Raw genomic sequence first — 18,694 nt, 5'->3', positions numbered from 1 at the left:
TGGGAAGATGGCCGGTTGGCGCATCCTCAGCATCGTCATCGCCTGCTTGGTGCTCTTCGTCGTCATCGAGATGATGCGGCGGCGCAAGCTGCGGGAGAAGTACGCGGGCGTGTGGCTGGTCGTCGCCATCGGTGTCGTGGTGCTGGCCGTGATCCCGTCGGCCGCGCAGTTCCTGGCCCGGCTGACCGGGGTGGAGACGCCGTCCAACTTCGTCTTCCTGCTGGCCGGGGTGGTCCTGGCGCTCGTGTCGCTGCACCTGTCCACCGAGACCGGGCACCTCGAGGAGGAGGTGCGCACCTCGGTCGAGGAGATCGCGTTGCTGCGCTGCGAGCTGGAAGACACCCGGCGCGAGCTGGCGAGCCGGATCGCCGAGCTGGAGGCGAAGACGGCGGCGCCCGACGACGTCAAAGGGCTTCCGGAGGTCGAACGCGTCAGCAAGTGACGTCCTGGTCGAGGCCCTGCTCGCCGCTCCCGCGCGGCTGGGCCGGGTGCGCGTGCTGGCCATCGACGGCCCGTCCGGCGCCGGCAAGTCCACGCTGGCCGCCCACGTCGTCGACGGCTTGACCGCGCGCGGGTGCCGCACGGCCCTGGTGAGCACCGACGCCTTCGCGACGTGGGAAGACCCGGTTTCGTGGTGGCCCCGGCTCGCCGGCGGCGTCCTGCGTCCCCTGGCCGACGGCCTTCCCGGGGCGTACCGGCGCATGGACTGGTCCACCGGGGCCCCGCGGCCGGGTGAACTCGTCCAGGTGAGCGTGCCGGACGTCCTGGTGCTGGAGGGCGTTTCGAGCGGCCGGGCTTCGGCCAGAGCCCTGCTTTCCCACCTCTGCTGGCTCTCCGGCGGCTCTGACGCCGAGCGGCTGGCCAGGACCGTCGCCCGGGACGGCGCGGCCGCACGGGCCGCATTGGCGCGGTGGCAACGGTTCGAGCGCGGCTGGTTCGCCGTCGACCGGACCCCCGAAGCCGCGGGAACCCGACTTTCGTAGGGGACGAGTCGGTCACGCAGCGTGTGCGAAAGCTCCGGATCGATCCAGCGGTCCGTAGCCGGATACACGTCCGGATCAATGTCGGTACCGCCATCTGTGTCAGGGATCGGACACCGGGTGCAGCCGAAGACGGCAAATGGTCACATTCTGTCGCGATTTACGGACACATTGCGGTCAAATCGACGTCCACGTAGCGCGATCGTAACCTCACGTGCTTAAGTGCGGGCCGAGTTCCCGCTAGTGTCGGCGAGCACACCGATCGTCCGTCGAGTTCCTGACCGACCGGACGGTGACTTTGAACCCGAACATCTCCCAAGGGGTGCCAGATGCAGCAATTGCGGCTGACCCGAACACGCCGCGTGGCCCTGATCGGGCTCGCCGGCGCGCTCGCGGTTTCGCTGTCGGCTTGTGCGGAATCCAAGCGTGAAGAGGGCGCAGGGGGTGGTTCCGGGGGCACCATGATCTTCGGCGCGGCCGGTAACCCGAAGTTGTTCGACCCCATCTTCAACGACGAGGGCGAGACCTTCCGGATCACGCGCCAGATCTTCGACACGCTGATCCAGAACAAGCCGGGCACCGCCGACCTCGAGCCTTCGCTGGCCGAGAAGTGGGAGCCGAGCAACGACGGCAAGACCTGGACCTTCTCCCTCAAGCAGGGCGTGAAGTTCTCGGACGGCACCGCCTTCGACGCGACCGCGGTCTGCTTCAACTTCGACCGCTGGTACAACATGAAGGGCGCCGCCGCCCAGAGCCAGATGATCTACTACGCCGATGTCTTCGGCGGGTTCGCCAAGAACGAGAGCGACGACTACAGCGACCCGGTCTACAAGAGCTGCGAAGCCAAGGACCCGGCGACCGCGGTCGTGAACCTCAACAAGGCCAAGGGCGCGTTCCCCGCGGCGTTCACCCTGCCGTCGTTCGCGATGCAGAGCCCGACCGCGCTCAAGCAGTACAAGTCGGACGAGGTCACCCAGTCCGGTGACTCGTTCACCTACAGCGAGTACGCGAACAAGCACCCGGTCGGCACCGGCCCGTTCAAGTTCGACAGCTGGGACCAGGGCAAGGGCGAGATCGTCCTGTCCAAGAACGACCAGAGCCCGAGCCAGACGGCCAAGCTCGACAAGCTGATCTTCAAGGTCATCCCGGACGAGAACGCCCGCAAGCAGGCGCTCAAGGCCGGTGACATCCAGGGCTACGACTACCCGGCGCCCGCGGACTACGGCCTGCTGCGCAACGAGGGCGAGCAGGTGCTGGTGCGCCCGCCGTTCAACGTGCTCTACATGGGCATCAACCAGTCCGGTGAGGCCGGCGAGAAGCTGAAGGACGTCCGCGTCCGCCAGGCGCTGGCCTACGGCATCAACCGCGAGCAGTTCGTCAAGAGCAAGCTGCCCGAAGGTGCCGAGGTGGCCACCGAGTTCGTGCCCAAGACGATCTCCGGCTACACCGACGAGGTCACCAAGTACCCGTACAACCCGGAGAAGGCCAAGCAGCTGCTGTCCGAGGCCGGCGCGACGAACCTGACCCTGAAGTTCTACTACCCGACCGAGGTCACCCGTCCCTACATGCCGAACCCGGCGGACGTGTTCACCTCGATCTCGGAGGACCTGAAGGCCATCGGCATCAAGATCGAGCCGGTCGCCAAGCCGTGGAACGGTGGCTACAAGGACGACGTCCAGAAGTTCGGCAAGCACGACCTGCACCTGCTCGGCTGGACCGGTGACTACAACGACGCCGGGAACTTCATCGGCACCTTCTTCGGCCGCAAGAAGCCGGAGTTCGGGTTCGACAACCCGCAGCTGTTCCAGGCGCTGGCCGCCGCGGACGCTTCGCCCGCCGGTGACGCGCACGCCAAGGCGTACCAGGAAGTCAACAAGCAGATCATGGACTACCTGCCCGCCATCCCGATTTCCTACGGCCCGCCCGCGATCGTGGTCGGCCCGAAGGTCAAGGGCCTGGTCGCCAGCCCGCTGACCGACGAGCGGTTCAACACCGTCACCGTGAACTGACGGTTCCACGCGCCGCGAGGCATGGGGTGGGCGCTACCGCGCCCACCCCATGTCCGTAAGCAGCGGGCTGCCATCCAAAGGACTGCAAGTGCTCCGTTTTCTCGTGCGTCGGCTGCTACAAGCGATCCCGACGCTCCTCATCCTGTCCATCCTGGTCTTCGCCTGGCTACGGTCGCTGCCCGGAGGGCCCGCGGCCGCCCTCCTCGGCGACAAGGCAACGCCGGAGAAGATCGCCAACCTCAACCGCGTGCTGGGTCTCGACCAGCCGGTCATCGTCCAGTACTTCAAGTTCCTCGGCCGCGCGATCACCGGTGACTTCGGTGCCTCGCTGGTCTCCACCCAGCCGGTGATGTCGGAGATCGGCACGTTCCTGCCCGCCACCATCGAGCTGGGCATCTCCGCGATGATCATCGCGGTGCTCATCGGCATCCCGGCGGGCTACCTCTCGGCCCGCTACCGCGGTGGTGCCGCTGACAACGTGATCATCGTGCTGACGCTGATCGGCGTCGCGGTCCCGGTGTTCTTCCTCGGCTACATGATGCAGGACCTGCTCGCCGGCCCGCTGGGCCTGCCTTCGCAGGGCCGGCAGACCGCCGGGCTCGACGCCACCGCCATCACGAACTTCGCCGTCCTCGACGGCATCATGACCAGCGAGTGGGACGCCGTCTGGGACGCGATCAAGCACCTGATCCTCCCGGCGTTCGCGCTCGCGACCATCCCGCTCGCGGTGATCACCCGGATCACCCGTGCGTCGGTGCTGGAAGTGTTCAACGAGGACTTCATCCGCACGGCCAACTCGAAGGGCCTCACGCAGCCCGTCGTGCGGCGGCGGCACGTGCTGCGCAACGGCCTGCTCCCGGTGGTCACCACCATCGGCCTGCAGACCGGCGCGCTGCTCGGCGGCGCGGTGCTGACCGAGCGGGTGTTCAACTTCCGCGGCCTCGGATTCCTGCTGGCCGAAGGCATCGAACGGCGTGACTACCCCCGGCTCCAGGCGCTGCTGCTCTTCGGCGCGCTGGTGTACGTCCTGGTGAACATGCTGGTCGACGTCTCGTACGGGATCATCGACCCGAGGGTGCGTGTGCGATGAACACTCTGCTGAACAAGAAGAAAGAGCCGATCGACAAGCTGGCCGCGGCGAGCGGCAACAGCCTCGGCCGCGAAGCCCTGCGGCGGATGCTGCGCAGCCCGGTCGCGATCACCGGTGGCGTGATCACCGGCTTGTTCGTGCTGCTGGCGGTGTTCGCGCCGCTGATCGCGCCCAAGGACCCGTTCGAGCGCTACCTGCAGGGCGAGGTCGCCCTCGGCCAGGGGATCATCCCGGGCAGCCGTCCCGGTTTCCCGCTCGGCGTGGACGACTTCGGCCGCGACGAACTGTCCCGGCTGATCGTCGGCGCGCAGAACACCCTTCTCGTCGGCGTGCTGGCGACGGTGATCGGCGTGCTCCTCGGCATCATCATCGGCGGGCTGGCCGGCGCGTTCGGCGGCTGGGTCGACACCGTCCTCATGCGACTGGTCGACGTCATGCTGTCGGTGCCGTCGCTGCTGCTGGCGATCTCGGTGGCGGCGCTGTTCGCCAAGCCCAGCCAGTGGACGGTGATCCTCGCCGTCTCGCTGATCGGCGTGCCGATCTTCGCGCGGCTGCTGCGCGGTTCGATGCTGGTGCAGCGCGGCAGCGACCACGTCCTCGCGGCGACGTCGCTGGGCGTCAAGCGCGGCACCATCGTGTTCCGGCACATGCTGCCGAACTCGCTGGGCCCGGTCATCGTGCAGGCCACGCTGACCCTGGCGACCGCCATCCTGGAGGCCGCGGCGCTGTCGTTCCTCGGTCTGGGCGACCCGGACCCGAACCGGGCGGAGTGGGGCATCATGCTGAGCAAGGGTGCCCGGCAGTTCCTCGACGTCCGGCCCGAGCTCGCGTACTACCCGGCGATCGCGATCATCATCGTCGCGCTCGGGTTCACGCTGCTCGGCGAGTCCCTCCGTGAAGCCCTCGACCCGAAGAACAGGCGGTGAGAACCCATGGCACTCCTTGAAGTCCGCGACCTTTCGGTCGTGTTCCAGCGGCGCGGCGAGCAGCCGTTCACCGCGGTGGACGGCGTCAGCTTCGACGTCGAGCCGGGCCAGACGGTCGGCCTGGTCGGCGAGTCCGGCTGCGGCAAGTCCGTGACGTCGCTGGCGATCATGCGGTTGCTGGCCAAGCGCGGCAACAAGGTCAGCGGTTCGGTGCGCTTCGAAGGCACGGACCTGCTCACGCTGTCCGACAAGGACATGCGCGACCGCCGGGGCCGTGACCTCGGCATGGTGTTCCAGGACCCGCTGTCCTCGCTGAACCCGGTCATCCCGATCGGGCTGCAGATCACCGAGGTGCTGGAGCGCCACCGCGGGATGTCCCGCAAGACGGCGTCCGTGGAAGCGGTGGACCTGCTCGACAAGGTCGGCATCCCCGACCCGTCGCGGCGGCTTTCCGAGTACCCGCACCAGCTTTCCGGCGGGATGCGGCAGCGCGCGCTGATCGCGATCGCGCTGGCCTGCCGCCCGCGGCTGCTCATCGCCGACGAGCCGACGACCGCGCTCGACGTCACCATCCAGGCGCAGATCCTCGCGCTGCTGCGGGAACTGGTGCAGGACACCGGAACCGCGCTGATCATGATCACGCACGACCTCGGCGTCGTCGCCGGGCTGTGCGACGAGGTCAACGTCCTCTACGGCGGCAAGATCGTGGAGCGGGCGCGGCGGCACCAGCTGTTCGCCGAGCCGCGGCACCCGTACACGCACGGCCTGCTCGCCTCGATCCCGCGCCTGGACGCGGGCCGCGGCGAGAAGCTGATCCCCATCCGGGGCTCGGTGGCCGACAACATCCCGTGGGACCACGCGTGCGCGTTCGCGCCGCGCTGCCCCAACGCGCTGCCGGTCTGCCGCGAGGTCCAGCCACAGCTGGCGCCCGACCAGGGCGGCCTGCTGCGCTGTCACAACCCCGTGCGGCCCGCGGTCGCCGCGGGAGGAGGAGCCCGATGACCCGTCCCGCTGGTGACGTGCTGCTCGAGGTCACCGACCTCAAGGTGCACTTCCCGATCAAGCGCGGCATCGTGTTCGACCGGACGGTCGGGCACGTGTTCGCGGTCGACGGCGTCGACCTGGCCATCCGCCGCGGCGAAACCTACGGCCTGGTGGGCGAATCCGGCTGCGGGAAGTCCACTTTGGGCCGGGCGATCCTGCGGCTCAACGAGCCCACCGCCGGTTCCGTGAAGTTCGACGGCACCGACGTCGCCCAGCTCAAGGGCGAGGAGCTGCGGAAGGCCCGGCGCCGGATGCAGATGGTCTTCCAGGACCCGATGTCCAGTTTGGACCCGCGCCAGTCGGTCGAGTCCATCCTGCTCGAGGGCATGCACGCGCATGGCCTCGACAAGGACAAGGAGGCCACCCAGCGGCGGCTGCGGCAGCTGCTGGCCGCGGTCGGCCTGCCGGAGACGGCGCTGCGGAAGTACCCGCACGAGTTCTCGGGCGGGCAGCGCCAGCGCATCGGCATCGCGCGGGCGCTGGCCGTGGAGCCGGACCTGATCGTCGCCGACGAGCCGGTGTCCGCATTGGACGTTTCGGTGCAGGCCCAGGTGGTGAACCTGCTGGAGGACCTGCAGGCCCAGCTCGGCCTGACCTACGTCGTGATCGCCCACGACCTCGCGGTGGTGCGGCACATCTCCGACCGCATCGGCGTGATGTACCTGGGCGCGCTGGTGGAGGAGACCGACGCGGACTCGCTGTACCGGGATCCGCTGCACCCGTACACGAAGGCGCTGCTGTCGGCCATCCCGGTGCCGGACCCGCAGGTCGAGGACACCCGTGAGCAGATCCTGCTCGCCGGTGACCTGCCGTCGCCGGCCAACCCGCCGTCGGGCTGCCGGTTCCACACGCGCTGCCCGTGGCGGCAGGCGAGCCGGTGCGACACCGACCGCCCGCAGCTGCGCGAGATCGGCGGCGGCCACCGGGTGGCGTGCCACTACGCGGAGGAGATCCGCGACGGGCGCATCCAGCCGCACGAGGTGGAGCCGGAGCTGGTGGAACTGACCGGGGCGCTCAACCCCGACCTGGGCCCGCCGGACATCGGCACCTCCGCCGAGATCCTCTGACGCAGCTTTCCCTATGAAAGTGGCGAGTGGGCCACCCACGCCGCGCCACTTTCATAGGGAAAGTGCGAGCTGGGCGGCCCGCGACTGGAGGTACGCCTGTTCCGGCAGGCTCAGCGTCCGCCGGGCGGCGGCCAGGTAAGCGTCCCGGGCGGCGGCCCGGTCGCCGGTGGTTTCGAGCAGGTGGGCGCGGATGGCGTCGACCCGGTGGTGCCCCCCGAGGTGCTTCGCCGCCTCACCCAGCTCCGCCAGGCCTCTTTCGGGGCCGTGGACCTGCGCGAACGCGACCACGCGGTTCAGCGTCACCATCGGGCCGGGCGCGACGACCCGCAGCAGGTCGTAGAGCGTGAGGATCTGGGCCCAGTCGGTCTCTTCGGCGGTCGCGGCTTCGTCGTGGACCGCGGCGATGGCCGCCTGCAGCTGGTAGGGGCCCACGGGCGCGGTCGCCAGTGCATTCGTGATCAGCGCGACGCCTTCGTCGATGAACGCCCGGTTCCAGCGGGTCCGGTCCTGCTCGGCCAGCGGGACCAGCGCGCCGGTCGCGTCGACGCGGGCCGGGCGCCGGGCCTCGGTCAGCAGCATGAGCGCGAGCAGCCCGGCGACCTCGCCGTCGTCCGGCCGTTCCGCGTGCAGCTGCCGGACCAGCCGGATCGCCTCGGTCGTCAGCTCGACGCGGCTCAGCGCGTCCCCCGAACTGGCCGTGTGCCCCTCGGTGAAGATCAGGTACAGCACCTGCAGGACGGCGGTGAGCCGTTCGGGGCGGTCGTCGTTCGTGAGCCGTTCGCCTTTCAGCTTCTGTTTCGCGCGGCTGATCCGCTGCCCGATGGTGGCCTCGGGGACGAGGAAGGCCCGCGCGATCTCGGCGGTCGTCAGCCCGCCGACCGCACGCAGGGTGAGGGCGACCTGCGACGGCCGCGTCAGCGACGGGTGGCAGCAGAGCAGCAGCAGGGTGAGGGTGTCGTCGACCCCGCTGACCGGCTCGGGCTCGGGTGGCTCGTGGTGAGCGACGGCCTCCTCCCGCCGTCGCCGCGCGGTCTCGCTGCGCCACTGCTCGATCCGCCGCCGGGACGCCGTCGTGATCAGCCACCCCTTCGGGTGATCCGGAACGCCTTCCTCCGGCCACTGTTGTGAAGCGGCCAGCAGGGCTTCCTGGACGGCGTCCTCACCGGCGTCGAAGTCGCCGTACCGCCGCACCAGCGCGGCGAGGACCTGCGGCGCGAGCTCGCGGAGCAGGCGTTCGACGTCGGTCACAGCTCCGGTCCGTGCAACCCCATCACCGGCCGCACCTCGACCTTGCCGAAAGACGCCTCCGGGACCTTCGCGGCGATCTCCAGGGCGCGTTCTTCGCTCTCGCAGTCGAGCAGGTAGAAGCCGGCGAGGAACTCCTTGGCCTCGGCGAACGGGCCGTCGGTGGTGACGCCCACCTGCTTGGTCAGCTCCGGGAAGGCGAGCCGTTCGGAGACGATCCGCTCGCCGGAGGCATCGAGATCGTCGTTGAGCTGCTGGTAGTAGGCCAGCCCGGCGGCGCGTTGTTCATCGGTCATGCCTTCCCAGGCAGCGCGCGACGCGGGGTTGCCGTAGATCAGGACCACGTACTTCATCGGGTCTCCTGTCCGGCGGAGTTGTCCACATGGGGGTGGATGTTGTGGACAACTGCGGTGGATGGTTGCTTCGGGGGCGTGATGCCCCGCCAGTCACGCATGATGCCCCGGGAGTCACGTGTGATGCCCTGATCTGCACCTCCCGCGTGGCGTGCCAGGGTGAACCCCGACCTAAGTAGGACCCCGGTCAATACCTGAGGATGCCGACTCCCGTGTGCGCCCCCGGTACCCTTCGGAAAGCGAACACGATCCGACGTAGGTACCAGGGGGTACGGCTGTGCACATCGACCAATGGCTGGAGGCGATCCCGCCGCTCTCGGTGTACCTGATCGTCGGTGCGGTGATCATGATCGAGAGCCTCGGCATTCCGCTGCCCGGCGAAGTCGTGCTGGTCAGCGCCGCCCTGCTCACGCTGAGCCACCCCGATCTCAGCCCGTTGTGGGTCGGCGTCGTGGCCAGCGCCGGGGCCATCATCGGCGACAGCATCGGTTACCTGATCGGGAAAACCGGGGGGCAACGGCTGTTCGCCTGGGCCGGCCGGAAATTCCCGAAGCACTTCGGGCCGACGCACATCGCCAACGCCGAACGGATCTTCAACAAACGCGGCATGTGGGCCGTCTTCTTCGGCCGGTTCATCGCGTTCCTGCGGATCCTCGCCGGGCCGCTCGCCGGTTCGCTGCGCATGCACTACCCGAAGTTCCTGATCGCCAACGCGCTCGGCGGCATCGCCTGGGCCGGCGGCACCACCGCCCTCATCTACTACGTCGGCGAGGCCGCCGAGAAGTGGCTCGGCGGCTTCTCCAAGTACGGCCTGATCGCCGCCGTCGTCATCGGCGCCGTGGTCTTCGTCGTCATGAAGAAGCGCCTCGGCCGCGAGCACCAGGCCGACGCGGAAACCCCGAAGCAGGAAGAGACCGCCGCCTAAACCGCGACGAGCTCCCGCTTCGGCGCGAACCGGAGCGAGCCGAGCAGCACCCCGGCGATCACCACGACGGCGGCGCCGACCTCCAGCCAGGTCGGCCGCTCGCCCAGGAACAGGAACGACGCCGTCAGCCCGACCACCGGCACCAGCAGGGAGAACGGCGACACGACACCGGCCGGGTTGCGGCGCATCAGGGTCGTCCACAGGCCCGAGCCGACGACCGTGCCGATCAGCACCACGTAGGTCAGCCCGCCGAGTGCGGTCAGCCCGGTCGGCGTGCCGAGCGTCGTCAGCGAGCGCCACTGCGCGGCCGGCCCCTCCATGACCAGCGAAAGCGCGAACATCGGCAGCGGCGGCACCACCGACATCCACAGCGTGAAGTGCAGCGGGTTGTCCGGCTCGGCCTTGCGCGTGCTCAGGTTGCCGAACGCCCAGCTCAGCGCGGCCAGCAGGGTCAGGACCATCGGCAGCAGCGCGGCGTGCCCGGACTGCTGCCACGCGATCGCGACCATGCCGGCCACCGCCAACGCGATGCCGCCCAGCTGGTGCGGCGTGACGCGTTCGCGCAGGAAGACCGCGCCGAGCAGCACGGTGAACGGCGCCGACGCCTGCAGCACCAGCGACGCGAGCCCGGTCGGCATGCCGGTGTCCATCGCGATGAACAGGAACGCGAACTGCCCGGTGCCGAAGCCAAGGCCGTAGCCGAGCAGGTGCCGCACCTTCACCCTCGGCCACGGCACGAACAGGATCGTCGGGACGGCGATCACGGCGAACCGCAGCGCGCCCGCGAACACCGGCGGGAACTGGCCGAGCGTGGCGTGGATGGCCAGGAAGTTGAGGCCCCAGAGGACGGCGACGAGCACGGCGAGCAAACGGTCACGAGCGGGCATGCCTTCACTGTGTCAACGGCGACCGTGAAGGACCAGCGAGAATATCTGCAGGGACCTTGTAGCAGCACTTCAAGTACAGTGGCGGCGTGGATCTGGGCCGGCTGCGCACGCTGCGGGAGTTCGCCGACCGCGGGAGCGTGACGGCGGCCGCGCGGGCGCTGCACTGCACGCCGTCCGCGGTCTCGCAGCAGCTGCGCGCGTTGCAGGGCGAGGTCGGCCTGCCGCTCACCGAGCCGGCCGGCCGCGGCCTGCGGCTGACCGACGCGGGCCGCGCGCTGGTCGCCCGGGCCGACGAGGTGCTCGCCGCGCTCGAACGGGCCGAGTCCGAACTGGACACCTACCGCAGCGCGCCGCGCGGGCGGGTGCGGATCGCGATCTTCCAGTCGGCCGGCCTGATGCTGCTGCCGGGGCTGCTGTCCCGCGTCGCCGGGTACGACGGCCTGGAGGTCGACGTCCGGGACGTCGACATGACGCCACCGGAGGTGCCCGGCCTGGTCGCGGACTACGACATCGTCGTGGCGCACCGCGACGAGCACGCACCGGAGTTCGACTCCGGCCGCCTCGAGGTGGTGCCGCTGCTGCGCGAGCCGCTCGACGTCGCGCTCCCGGCCGGGCACCGGCTGGCGAACCAGCGCCGCGTCGAGCTGGCCGAGCTGGCGGACGAACGCTGGATCAGCGTCGACTTCGGCTTCCCGGTGGACGACGTGCTGCGCTCGCTGACCATCCGCACCGGCGTCCGGCCGGTCGTGGTGCAGCGGATCAACGACTTCCGGATCACCGAGCGGCTGGTCGCCGCGGGTCACGGCATCGCGCTGCTGCCGCGGTACACGATGAACACCGGCCGCGACAGCGGCCTGGTCGGGCGGCCGCTCGCCGGAATCCGCGCGGCCCGCCTGGTCGAGGCGGTGTGCCGCACCGGCGCGCTGCAGCGGCCGGCGGTGGCCAAGGTGATCGAGGAACTGCGCGCGGAGGTCGCCCAGCTCACCGCCTCGTGAGTGAGAAACAGTGTTCTAACCCTGTTTCTCACTCACGACGTGTGGCGTGGGAGCGGAGGTAGGCCAGCGCGATGCCCAGTGCGTCCTCCAGGGCCGTGAGGTCGTGCCGGATGTGGGCCAGCAGCAGTCCCCCTTGGACGGACGTCATCGCCGCCTGCGCGAGCCTCGCCGGATCGGCGTCCGGAGCGAGCTCGCCGTTGTCCTGCAACGCTTTCAGCCCGCGTTCCAGGTGGGACTCCCACGTCCGGTAGGCCTGGTCGACCAGCGGGGCGAGCTTCGGGTTGTCGCCGACCTCGCCGGCGAGGTTGCCCAGCGGGCACGCGATCGGCCCGCCCGCACGGCGGTGGACGTCGAGCAGCTGCTCGGTCCACGTCTCGAGATCGGCCCAGGAAGACAGCGTGAAGATCGCGGGCTGGTTGCCGAGGATCTGCTCGAGGTACCGGTCGATCACGGCCTCGACCAGCTGTTCCTTGTTCTTGAAGTAGTGGTACATCTGCGATTTCCCGGCCCCGCTCGCGGCGAGCACCTTGTCGACGCTGGTGCCCGCGACGCCGTCGACGTACATCAGTCCCGCCGCCGCGTCGACGATCGCGTCGCGGGTCCGCTTGCCGCGCGGGGTCGAAGCCGCTTGCGTCTCCATGTACTGAATAGTACAGTTCGTGTCACTGTACCGATCAGTACAACCAGCTAGGGGGATCCATGACGCTCGAAACCGCCCTGACCGGGCTGAACACCCAGCTCCGCGGCGCCCTGCCGCCGGAGCTCGCCGAAATACTCGACGCGGACCGGCGCCGTGCCGCGACGGACTTCGCCGAGGTGGGCGACAAGATCGAGGACTTCACGCTGCCGGGAGCCGACGGGGCGGCGACCAGCTTGGGTGAGCTCGTGGCCGACGGGCCGGCGGTGCTCGTGTTCTACCGCGGCCAGTGGTGCCCGTACTGCAACCTGACGCTGCGCACCTACCAGCAGGAACTGCTGCCCGAGCTGCAGGAGCGCGGCGCGACCCTGGCGGCGATCAGCCCGCAGAAGCCGGACGGGCCTGCGCCGGACCTGGCGTTCCCCGTGCTTTCGGACGTCGGCAGCACCGTGGGGCGGAGCCTCGGGTTGAGCTACCCGGTTTCCGATGCCGTGCGCGAGGCGATGAAGACGCTGGGCACCGACCTCGAGCAGGTCAACGGCAGCTGGGACCTGGTCCACCCGGCGGTCGTCGTGGCCGGCCAGGACCGGGTGATTCGCTTCATCGACGTCCATCCGGACTTCGTCACGCGGACCGAACCGGCGGACATCCTCAAGGCGCTGTAGCGGACCGTTTCACGCGGTAGGTGATCACCGAACCCAGGATCAGGGCCACGGCCAGGGAGAGCAGCAGGCTGATCCCGGGTTCGGTGACGATCCGGCCGCCGGCTCAGCCGGTCCAGCGCCGCCCCGCCACCGAACCGGCCGAGGGCGTAGAGCGCCTGGTCGGACGCCAGTCACCCGGCCACCAGCAGCCCCGCCGTCGATCCGTCCACACCTCCATCAACCGCCTGCCCCTGGCGAAGCACTCCCGATCGGCGGGGACTCACAGCAACCCGACAGCTCGCCCACAGAGTCGCCGAAACCATGCCAGGAGTTGTCATGGTTCGCCGTGAGGCTGGGGCGCATGAACACACTTTCCGGAAAAGTCGCCCTGGTGGCGGGCGGCACGCGCGGCGCGAGCCGGGCGATCGCCGTCGAGCTGGGCCGAGCGGGCGCCTTCGTGTACGTGACCGGCCGGACCAGCCGGGCGGGACGCTCCGAAGTGGACCGTCCCGAGACCATCGAAGAAACGGCCGAGCTGATCGAGAAGGCGGGCGGCGAGGCGGAGGCGATCCGCGTCGACCACCTGGTGCCTTCGGAGGTCTCGGCACTGGCCGAGCGAGTCGGCCCGCTGGACATCCTGATCGACGGCCTCTGGGGCGGCGACCAGCACCTGGGCTGGGGCAAGCCGGTGTGGGAGCACGACCTCGAGGCGGGCCTGCGCATGATCCGCCTCGGCATCGACGCGCACCTGATCACCAGCCACTTCCTGCTCCCGCGGCTGATCGGCCGCCCGGGCGGCCTGGTCGTCGAGCTGACCGACGGGACGGCCGAGTACAACGCGAAGTACCGCGAAGGCACTTCGCTGCCGTTTTACCTGGCGAAGGCGTCGGCGCACCTGCTGGCGATCGGCGAGGCGGCCGAGCTGGCTTCGTTCGGGGCGACGGCGGTGGCGTTCACCCCGGGATACCTGCGGTCGGAGGCGATGCTGGAGCACTACGGGGTGACGGAGGAGAACTGGCGAGACGCGTGCTCGCGAGTGCCGCACTTCGCGATCTCGGAGACGCCGACGTTCTGTGGGCGCACGGTGGTGGCGCTGGCCGCGGACCCCTCCCGGAAGCGCTGGTCCGGCCAGACGGTGAGCAGCGGCCAGCTGGCGAAGGAGTACGGAGTGGACGACGTGGACGGCAGCCGCCCGGACGCGTGGCGGTACATGCGTGAGGTCGCGGACGCGGGCAAGCCGGCGGACACGACCGGTTACCGCTGACGCGCCTCTGGGCGGGGCTCCGGCAAAGTCGGAGCACCGTTTTTCAGGGGCCACGCCCGGCCGGAACGGGAGGCTGACGGCCGGACTCGCACCCCACCCAGACCCCCCCACCGCCCCGATCCGAAGCCAGAACACGGCCGGTGGCGCCGGGTCAAGGCACGCTTTCCCGCCTTGACGCGGTGCTACCGGCCGTAGTCACCATCGCGGCTTCGGGGTGGTGGGCACCAAGCTGCCAGGAGACCGGGACGCATCGGCTCGTCGGCTACGGAGACCTGACACCCCCAGGTCAGTCCGCACTTTCGAACCGGGCCCGGCCGACAGCCCCGGCTTCCACCACGGAGCACCGCAGCGCCTGCCGCTGACGCGCCCCCACCCTCTCCGGCAGGGCTCCGGCAAAGTCGTTTGTGCTGTTCATGGGGTGATTCCGAAGAGTGTGAGTGGTCGGGTGGGGTTGCGGGCCATGTGGCGGAGGGCTGTGGCGATGCTGTTGTGGCCTTGTGTGCGGAGGGCGCTGATGGCGAGGTTGCGCAGGGAGGCCATGGCGCGGGGTCCGGTGCCGGTGCGGACGCGGGAGGCGTCTTCGTTGTAGGTGGTGTCGCGGACCCAGTGCAGCCGGTTCTCGATGTGCCAGTGTCGGCGTAGGTGGGTGGCGATGGCGGCTGGGCTGGTGTCTGAGGGCAGGCTGGTGATGCCGTAACCGGTGTGGGTTTCGCGTGTTCCGGTGGTGCGGTCGGTGCGGTATCGGGTGACCTGGAAGACCTGGGTGGTGGCGGGGAAGCCGAGGTCGTCGGGGGCGGGCAGGGTCTCGATGGTGCGTTGTTCGAGGCGTCCGTGTCCGATTCCGGTGCTGGTGTGGTGGGTGGCCTGTGGCCAGGGCATTGTGGTGAGCCTGGTGTGGAGGCGGTGCTGGTTGGCTTTGACGGTGAACACGTAGTCCGCGTCGCGGCGGGTGAGGTAGCGGGCCAGGCCGCGGGTGGTGTGCAGGGCGTCGGCGGTGACCACGACACCGGCGAGGTCGATGCCCTCGAGCAGGGGTTGCATCCAGCTGATTTCGCTCGTTCCCCTGGTCACGTTCTGCTGGGCCAGCACGATCCCGTCCTCATGGGTCGGCGCGGAGAGCAGGTGCACGCCCGCTCCGCCGGTGCGGGCGAAGGTGCCGCGCAGGGATTTGCCGTCCACCGCGATCGCAGTTGGACCATCTGTTGTGGCGTTGATCCAGCAGCTGATCGCGGTGTCGAGGTCGTCGCCGTTGATGCCGGAGAGCACCCGCCGCACGGTGGCTTCGTCCGGGGCGATGTGCCGGTCGCGGCGGGGGTCGAACCGGGCGCCGAGGCGGGCCAGCACGCGCTGGGGTGCGTCGGCGGCCCATTCCCCGATCGCGGTGAACGACTGGGCCCCGGCAGCGACTGCGGCCGCGGCCAGCGCCAGAACCGATCCCAGCGAATGCCGCACCCCCCGCCGCTTCCGCGGATCAGGCACCAGGGCCAGGTAATCACGCAGATCAGCTGCTCGATCGAGGTCGGCGCAGGCCAGTCGGGTCAGCACGGCAGGGATGGGAGAAGATGCAACAGCAGGCACGGCTCTCTCACAGATCATGGGCTTCGACAACCACATGATCACCACCGAGAGCCGTGCCTGCCTGCACCAACACGACTTTGCCGGAACCCTGACCCTCTCCGGGGGGCGTCCCCAGGTCCATTCTATCGGCGGGGTGGGACAAAACCGCCTGAACGGCCGCCGCGAGCGGGGGTTGTCCCCAGCCACCCCCACTTGTGGATCAGCTGTTGCGGGCGGCCAGCTCCGCACCGATCCCGGCCAGCGCCGCCCGCAGCGAAGCCGGCTCCAGCACCTCCACCCCCGGGCTCAACGCGACCAGCTGGCCGAGGCCGATCTCGCCCCCTTCCAGGGCGAGCTCGGCCTCGGCCCAGCCGTCGTCGTCCGGCGGCCCCAGCGAAACCACCGTGTCCGCCAGGTGCTCCCCGCCGAACACCCGGCGCAGCTCCCGCACCGCCGTCCGGTTCAGCCGCGCCCGGACCCGCACCGGCCGCGCCACCTGCTCGAACTCCGCCGACGACGAGTGCCACCAGCTCGCCAGGTCGAAGTCCGGGGGCCGGTCGAAAGGCACGTCCGAAGAGGCCACCGAGAGGATTCGCGAGACCCGGTACGTCCGCAAAGCGTCGTCCTTGACCACCCGCGCCACGAGGTACCAGATGCCCGCCTTCAGCACGAGCCCCAGCGGTTCCAGCTCGCGCGAGGCCACCTTGTCCCGGCGGCGGTAGGACACCGACACCCGCCGCTGTGCCCAGACCGCCTGCGCCACCGCCGCCAGCGACGGCGGCTCGTCCGGCGAGCCGAACCAGCCAGGGGCGTCCAGGTGGAACCGTCCCGCCACCAAAGCCGCGTGTTCGCGCAGCTCGGCGGGCATGCCCGCGGCCACCTTCGCCCGCGCCGCGCTGCTCGCCGTGTCCAGACCGAGTCCCGCGAGCGCGGACGGCACCCCCAGCGCGAACAGCGCGACGGCCTCGCGCGCCGTCAAGCCGTCGAGCCCGGAGCGCCAGCCGTCGACCAGGCGGAAGCCGCCGTGACGCCCCGGCTCCGTCCACAGGGGAACGCCCGCGTCGCGCAGGGCCGCCAGGTCGCGGTGCATCGTCCGTTCGGACACGCCGAGCTCGGCGGCGAGCTCGGCGGCGGTCGCGCTGCGCCGCCGTTGCAGCGTGAACAACAGCGCGACCAGCCGCTCGGCTTTCACTGACTACCGGTTGGCGCGGTTCACCGCCGAGACGACCGCGCGCAGCGACGCGGTGACGATCGACGGGTCGATGCCGATGCCCCAGAACACCCGGTCGGAGATCGCGCACTCGATGTACGACGCGGCCCGCGCGTCGTCGCCCGGCGAGAGCGTGTGCTCGCTGTAGTCCAGCAGGCGCAGGTCGTACCCGACCGTTGACAGCGCGTCGAAGAACGCCGCGATCGGGCCGTTGCCGCGGCCGGTGACCTCGTGCTCGTCACCCTCCACGCGCACGGTCGCGGTGATGTCGTACTCGCCGTCGCCGTTGTCGCGGACGTGCTGGCGGACCAGCTCCAGCGGCGTCTTCAGCTCCAGGTACTCGGCCGAGAAGGCGTTGTACATCGTGGTCGGGTCGACCTCGCCGCCCTCGGTGTCGGTGTAGCGCTGGATGACCTTCGAGAACTCGATCTGCAGCCGCCGCGGCAGGTCGAGCTGGTGCTCGGCCTTCATGATGTAGGCGACGCCGCCCTTGCCGGACTGCGAGTTCACCCGGATCACGGCCTCGTACGTGCGGCCGACGTCCTTCGGGTCGATCGGCAGGTACGGGACCTCCCACGGGTGCTCGTCGACCGGTACGCCCGCCTTGTCCGCGGCGTCCTTCATCGCGTCGAGACCCTTGTTGATCGCGTCCTGGTGGCTGCCGGAGAACGCGGTGAAGACCAGGTCGCCGCCCCACGGCGAGCGCTCGCCGACCGGCAGCTGGTTGCAGTACTCGACCGTCCGCTTGATCTCGTCCATGTCGGAGAAGTCGATCTGCGGGTCGATGCCCTGGCTGTAGAGGTTCATGCCCAGCGCGACCAGGTCGACGTTGCCGGTGCGCTCGCCGTTGCCGAACAGGCAGCCTTCGATCCGGTCCGCGCCGGCCTGGTAGCCCAGCTCGGCCGCGGCGATGCCGGTGCCGCGGTCGTTGTGCGGGTGCAGCGACAGGATCACCGAGTCGCGGCGGGCCAGGTTCCGGCTCATCCACTCGATCGAGTCGGCGTAGACGTTCGGGGTGGCCATCTCGACGGTCGCGGGCAGGTTCAGGATCACCGGCTTCTCCGGCGTCGGCTGCCAGATCTCGGTGACGGCGTTGCAGACCTCGAGCGCGTAGGACAGCTCGGTGCCGGTGTAGGACTCCGGCGAGTACTGGAACCGGAAGTCGGTGTCCGGCTGCTTCGCGGCCAGCTCGACGACCATTTCCGCGGCCTGCGTCGCGATCTTCTTGATGCCTTCGCGCTCCTCGCGGAAGACCACGCGGCGCTGCAGGATCGACGTCGAGTTGTAGATGTGGACGATCGCGCGCGGCGCGCCTTCCAGCGCCTGGAACGTCCGCTCGATCAGCTCGGGACGGCACTGGGTCAGCACCTGGATGCTGACGTCGTCCGGGATGGCGTGCTCTTCGATGATCTCGCGGACGAAGTCGAAGTCCGTCTGCGACGCGGCCGGGAAGCCGACCTCGATCTCCTTGTAGCCCATGCGGACCAGCAGGTCGAAGAACTTGCGCTTGCGCGCGGGCGACATCGGGTCGATCAGGGCCTGGTTGCCGTCACGCAGGTCGACGGCGCACCACAGCGGCGCGCGCTCGATGCGCTTTTCGGGCCAGGTGCGGTCTGGCAGGTCGATGTTCTCGACCAGCTCGTACCAGGGGCGGTAGCGGTGGACCGGCATGGACGTGCCGCGCTGGGTGTTCCAGGCGGGCTGGTCGGCGGGAGCCGGGCGAGAAGGCTTGCGGATCTTGCTCATGGGATTTGGGGTGTCTCCAGATCGACGGGTGCGACCGGCACCACGAAGCCCCGCGACGGGGAGCCGGTCCGGTCAGGCCCCGTCGCGGCAGCGAAGCAGGAGAGCACGCGCCACG

18 protein-coding genes are annotated in these 18,694 nt (G+C 69.8%); 11 read left to right on the top strand and 7 right to left on the bottom strand.

The window, feature by feature from the left end; all coding sequences use genetic code 11:
- Window positions 1-7 precede the first annotated feature (7 nt).
- From ACFPLC_RS11970 to ACFPLC_RS11940, 7 genes are all read left to right on the top strand, one after another.
- Window positions 8-442 carry a DUF2304 domain-containing protein gene (locus ACFPLC_RS11970; protein ID WP_191312778.1) on the top strand — a complete coding sequence of 145 codons (435 nt, stop codon included), beginning with the start codon at window positions 8-10 and terminating at the stop codon, window positions 440-442.
- 46 nt (window positions 443-488) lie between these two features.
- Entirely contained in the window at window positions 489-983 is a 495-nt protein-coding gene (locus ACFPLC_RS11965; RefSeq protein WP_378190329.1) for a uridine kinase family protein, read from the top strand.
- 326 nt (window positions 984-1,309) lie between these two features.
- Window positions 1,310-2,989 (top strand): ABC transporter substrate-binding protein, encoded by a 1,680-nt coding sequence (locus ACFPLC_RS11960; RefSeq protein WP_378190327.1) that lies wholly within the window; start codon window positions 1,310-1,312, stop codon window positions 2,987-2,989.
- A gap of 88 nt (window positions 2,990-3,077) precedes the next feature.
- A complete protein-coding gene (locus ACFPLC_RS11955; RefSeq protein WP_378190325.1) occupies window positions 3,078-4,079 on the top strand; it encodes an ABC transporter permease in 1,002 nt (333 codons plus the stop codon).
- A complete protein-coding gene (locus tag ACFPLC_RS11950) occupies window positions 4,076-5,005 on the top strand; it encodes an ABC transporter permease (RefSeq protein ID WP_191312774.1) in 930 nt (309 codons plus the stop codon). The genes ACFPLC_RS11955 and ACFPLC_RS11950 overlap by 4 nt, the downstream gene beginning before the upstream one ends.
- Before the next feature lie 6 nt (window positions 5,006-5,011).
- Window positions 5,012-6,007, top strand: coding sequence for an ABC transporter ATP-binding protein (locus ACFPLC_RS11945; RefSeq protein ID WP_378190321.1), 996 nt, complete (start codon window positions 5,012-5,014; stop codon window positions 6,005-6,007).
- Window positions 6,004-7,116, top strand: a complete 1,113-nt coding sequence (locus ACFPLC_RS11940) for an ABC transporter ATP-binding protein (protein WP_378190319.1) — start codon at window positions 6,004-6,006, stop codon at window positions 7,114-7,116. Before ACFPLC_RS11945 ends, ACFPLC_RS11940 begins: the two co-directional genes overlap by 4 nt.
- 51 nt (window positions 7,117-7,167) lie before the next feature.
- On the opposite strand, the gene ACFPLC_RS11935 is transcribed toward ACFPLC_RS11940, so the two are convergent.
- On the bottom strand, window positions 7,168-8,364 hold the full coding sequence (locus tag ACFPLC_RS11935; RefSeq protein WP_378190316.1) for an RNA polymerase sigma factor: 1,197 nt from the start codon (window positions 8,362-8,364) through the stop codon (window positions 7,168-7,170).
- Window positions 8,361-8,714: a YciI family protein gene (locus tag ACFPLC_RS11930; RefSeq protein WP_378190314.1), complete on the bottom strand. Its 354-nt coding sequence runs from the start codon at window positions 8,712-8,714 to the stop codon at window positions 8,361-8,363. Before ACFPLC_RS11930 ends, ACFPLC_RS11935 begins: the two co-directional genes overlap by 4 nt.
- Window positions 8,715-8,991: 277 nt before the next feature.
- Here ACFPLC_RS11930 and ACFPLC_RS11925 point away from each other — a divergent pair, with 277 nt between their 5' ends.
- Window positions 8,992-9,639 carry a DedA family protein gene (locus tag ACFPLC_RS11925; RefSeq protein WP_378190312.1) on the top strand — a complete coding sequence of 216 codons (648 nt, stop codon included), beginning with the start codon at window positions 8,992-8,994 and terminating at the stop codon, window positions 9,637-9,639.
- Here the strand turns inward: ACFPLC_RS11925 and ACFPLC_RS11920 are convergent.
- Window positions 9,636-10,526 (bottom strand): EamA family transporter, encoded by an 891-nt coding sequence (locus tag ACFPLC_RS11920; RefSeq protein WP_378190310.1) that lies wholly within the window; start codon window positions 10,524-10,526, stop codon window positions 9,636-9,638. The genes ACFPLC_RS11925 and ACFPLC_RS11920 overlap by 4 nt on opposite strands.
- A gap of 86 nt (window positions 10,527-10,612) precedes the next feature.
- On the opposite strand from ACFPLC_RS11920, the gene ACFPLC_RS11915 reads away from it, so the two are divergent.
- A complete protein-coding gene (locus ACFPLC_RS11915; RefSeq protein WP_191312760.1) occupies window positions 10,613-11,521 on the top strand; it encodes a LysR family transcriptional regulator in 909 nt (302 codons plus the stop codon).
- A gap of 28 nt (window positions 11,522-11,549) precedes the next feature.
- On the opposite strand, the gene ACFPLC_RS11910 is transcribed toward ACFPLC_RS11915, so the two are convergent.
- Entirely contained in the window at window positions 11,550-12,161 is a 612-nt protein-coding gene (locus ACFPLC_RS11910; protein ID WP_378190307.1) for a TetR/AcrR family transcriptional regulator, read from the bottom strand.
- A 59-nt stretch (window positions 12,162-12,220) separates the two neighbouring features.
- Here ACFPLC_RS11910 and ACFPLC_RS11905 point away from each other — a divergent pair, with 59 nt between their 5' ends.
- A complete protein-coding gene (locus ACFPLC_RS11905) occupies window positions 12,221-12,823 on the top strand; it encodes a peroxiredoxin-like family protein (RefSeq protein ID WP_378190304.1) in 603 nt (200 codons plus the stop codon).
- A 340-nt stretch (window positions 12,824-13,163) separates the two neighbouring features.
- Window positions 13,164-14,066, top strand: coding sequence for an SDR family oxidoreductase (locus tag ACFPLC_RS11900; protein ID WP_378190302.1), 903 nt, complete (start codon window positions 13,164-13,166; stop codon window positions 14,064-14,066).
- 411 nt (window positions 14,067-14,477) lie between these two features.
- On the opposite strand, the gene ACFPLC_RS11895 is transcribed toward ACFPLC_RS11900, so the two are convergent.
- The 3 genes from ACFPLC_RS11895 to leuA form a co-directional block, all read right to left on the bottom strand.
- Complete coding sequence (locus ACFPLC_RS11895; protein ID WP_378235811.1) at window positions 14,478-15,611, bottom strand: ISAs1 family transposase; 1,134 nt, start codon at window positions 15,609-15,611, stop codon at window positions 14,478-14,480.
- 232 nt (window positions 15,612-15,843) lie between these two features.
- Complete coding sequence (locus tag ACFPLC_RS11890) at window positions 15,844-16,815, bottom strand: helix-turn-helix transcriptional regulator (RefSeq protein WP_378235810.1); 972 nt, start codon at window positions 16,813-16,815, stop codon at window positions 15,844-15,846.
- A gap of 3 nt (window positions 16,816-16,818) precedes the next feature.
- Window positions 16,819-18,579 (bottom strand): 2-isopropylmalate synthase, encoded by a 1,761-nt coding sequence (gene leuA, locus ACFPLC_RS11885; protein WP_378207957.1) that lies wholly within the window; start codon window positions 18,577-18,579, stop codon window positions 16,819-16,821.
- Window positions 18,580-18,694 lie beyond the last annotated feature (115 nt).

This window comes from Amycolatopsis plumensis (assembly GCF_042652605.1).
Taxonomy (GTDB): domain Bacteria; phylum Actinomycetota; class Actinomycetes; order Mycobacteriales; family Pseudonocardiaceae; genus Amycolatopsis; species Amycolatopsis plumensis.
The sequence above is the reverse complement of the archived record's forward strand: the minus strand, read 5'-3'. Positions and strand labels throughout refer to the sequence as shown.

Coding starts and splice junctions, on each gene's coding strand:
- ACFPLC_RS11900 (WP_378190302.1), top strand. CDS start 13,164: ATGAACACACTTTCCGGAAAAGTCGCCCTGGTGGCGGGCGGCACGCGC.
- ACFPLC_RS11905 (WP_378190304.1), top strand. CDS start 12,221: ATGACGCTCGAAACCGCCCTGACCGGGCTGAACACCCAGCTCCGCGGC.
- leuA (WP_378207957.1), bottom strand. CDS start 18,579: ATGAGCAAGATCCGCAAGCCTTCTCGCCCGGCTCCCGCCGACCAGCCC.
- ACFPLC_RS11910 (WP_378190307.1), bottom strand. CDS start 12,161: ATGGAGACGCAAGCGGCTTCGACCCCGCGCGGCAAGCGGACCCGCGAC.
- ACFPLC_RS11945 (WP_378190321.1), top strand. CDS start 5,012: ATGGCACTCCTTGAAGTCCGCGACCTTTCGGTCGTGTTCCAGCGGCGC.
- ACFPLC_RS11950 (WP_191312774.1), top strand. CDS start 4,076: ATGAACACTCTGCTGAACAAGAAGAAAGAGCCGATCGACAAGCTGGCC.
- ACFPLC_RS11960 (WP_378190327.1), top strand. CDS start 1,310: ATGCAGCAATTGCGGCTGACCCGAACACGCCGCGTGGCCCTGATCGGG.
- ACFPLC_RS11970 (WP_191312778.1), top strand. CDS start 8: ATGGCCGGTTGGCGCATCCTCAGCATCGTCATCGCCTGCTTGGTGCTC.
- ACFPLC_RS11930 (WP_378190314.1), bottom strand. CDS start 8,714: ATGAAGTACGTGGTCCTGATCTACGGCAACCCCGCGTCGCGCGCTGCC.
- ACFPLC_RS11920 (WP_378190310.1), bottom strand. CDS start 10,526: ATGCCCGCTCGTGACCGTTTGCTCGCCGTGCTCGTCGCCGTCCTCTGG.
- ACFPLC_RS11940 (WP_378190319.1), top strand. CDS start 6,004: ATGACCCGTCCCGCTGGTGACGTGCTGCTCGAGGTCACCGACCTCAAG.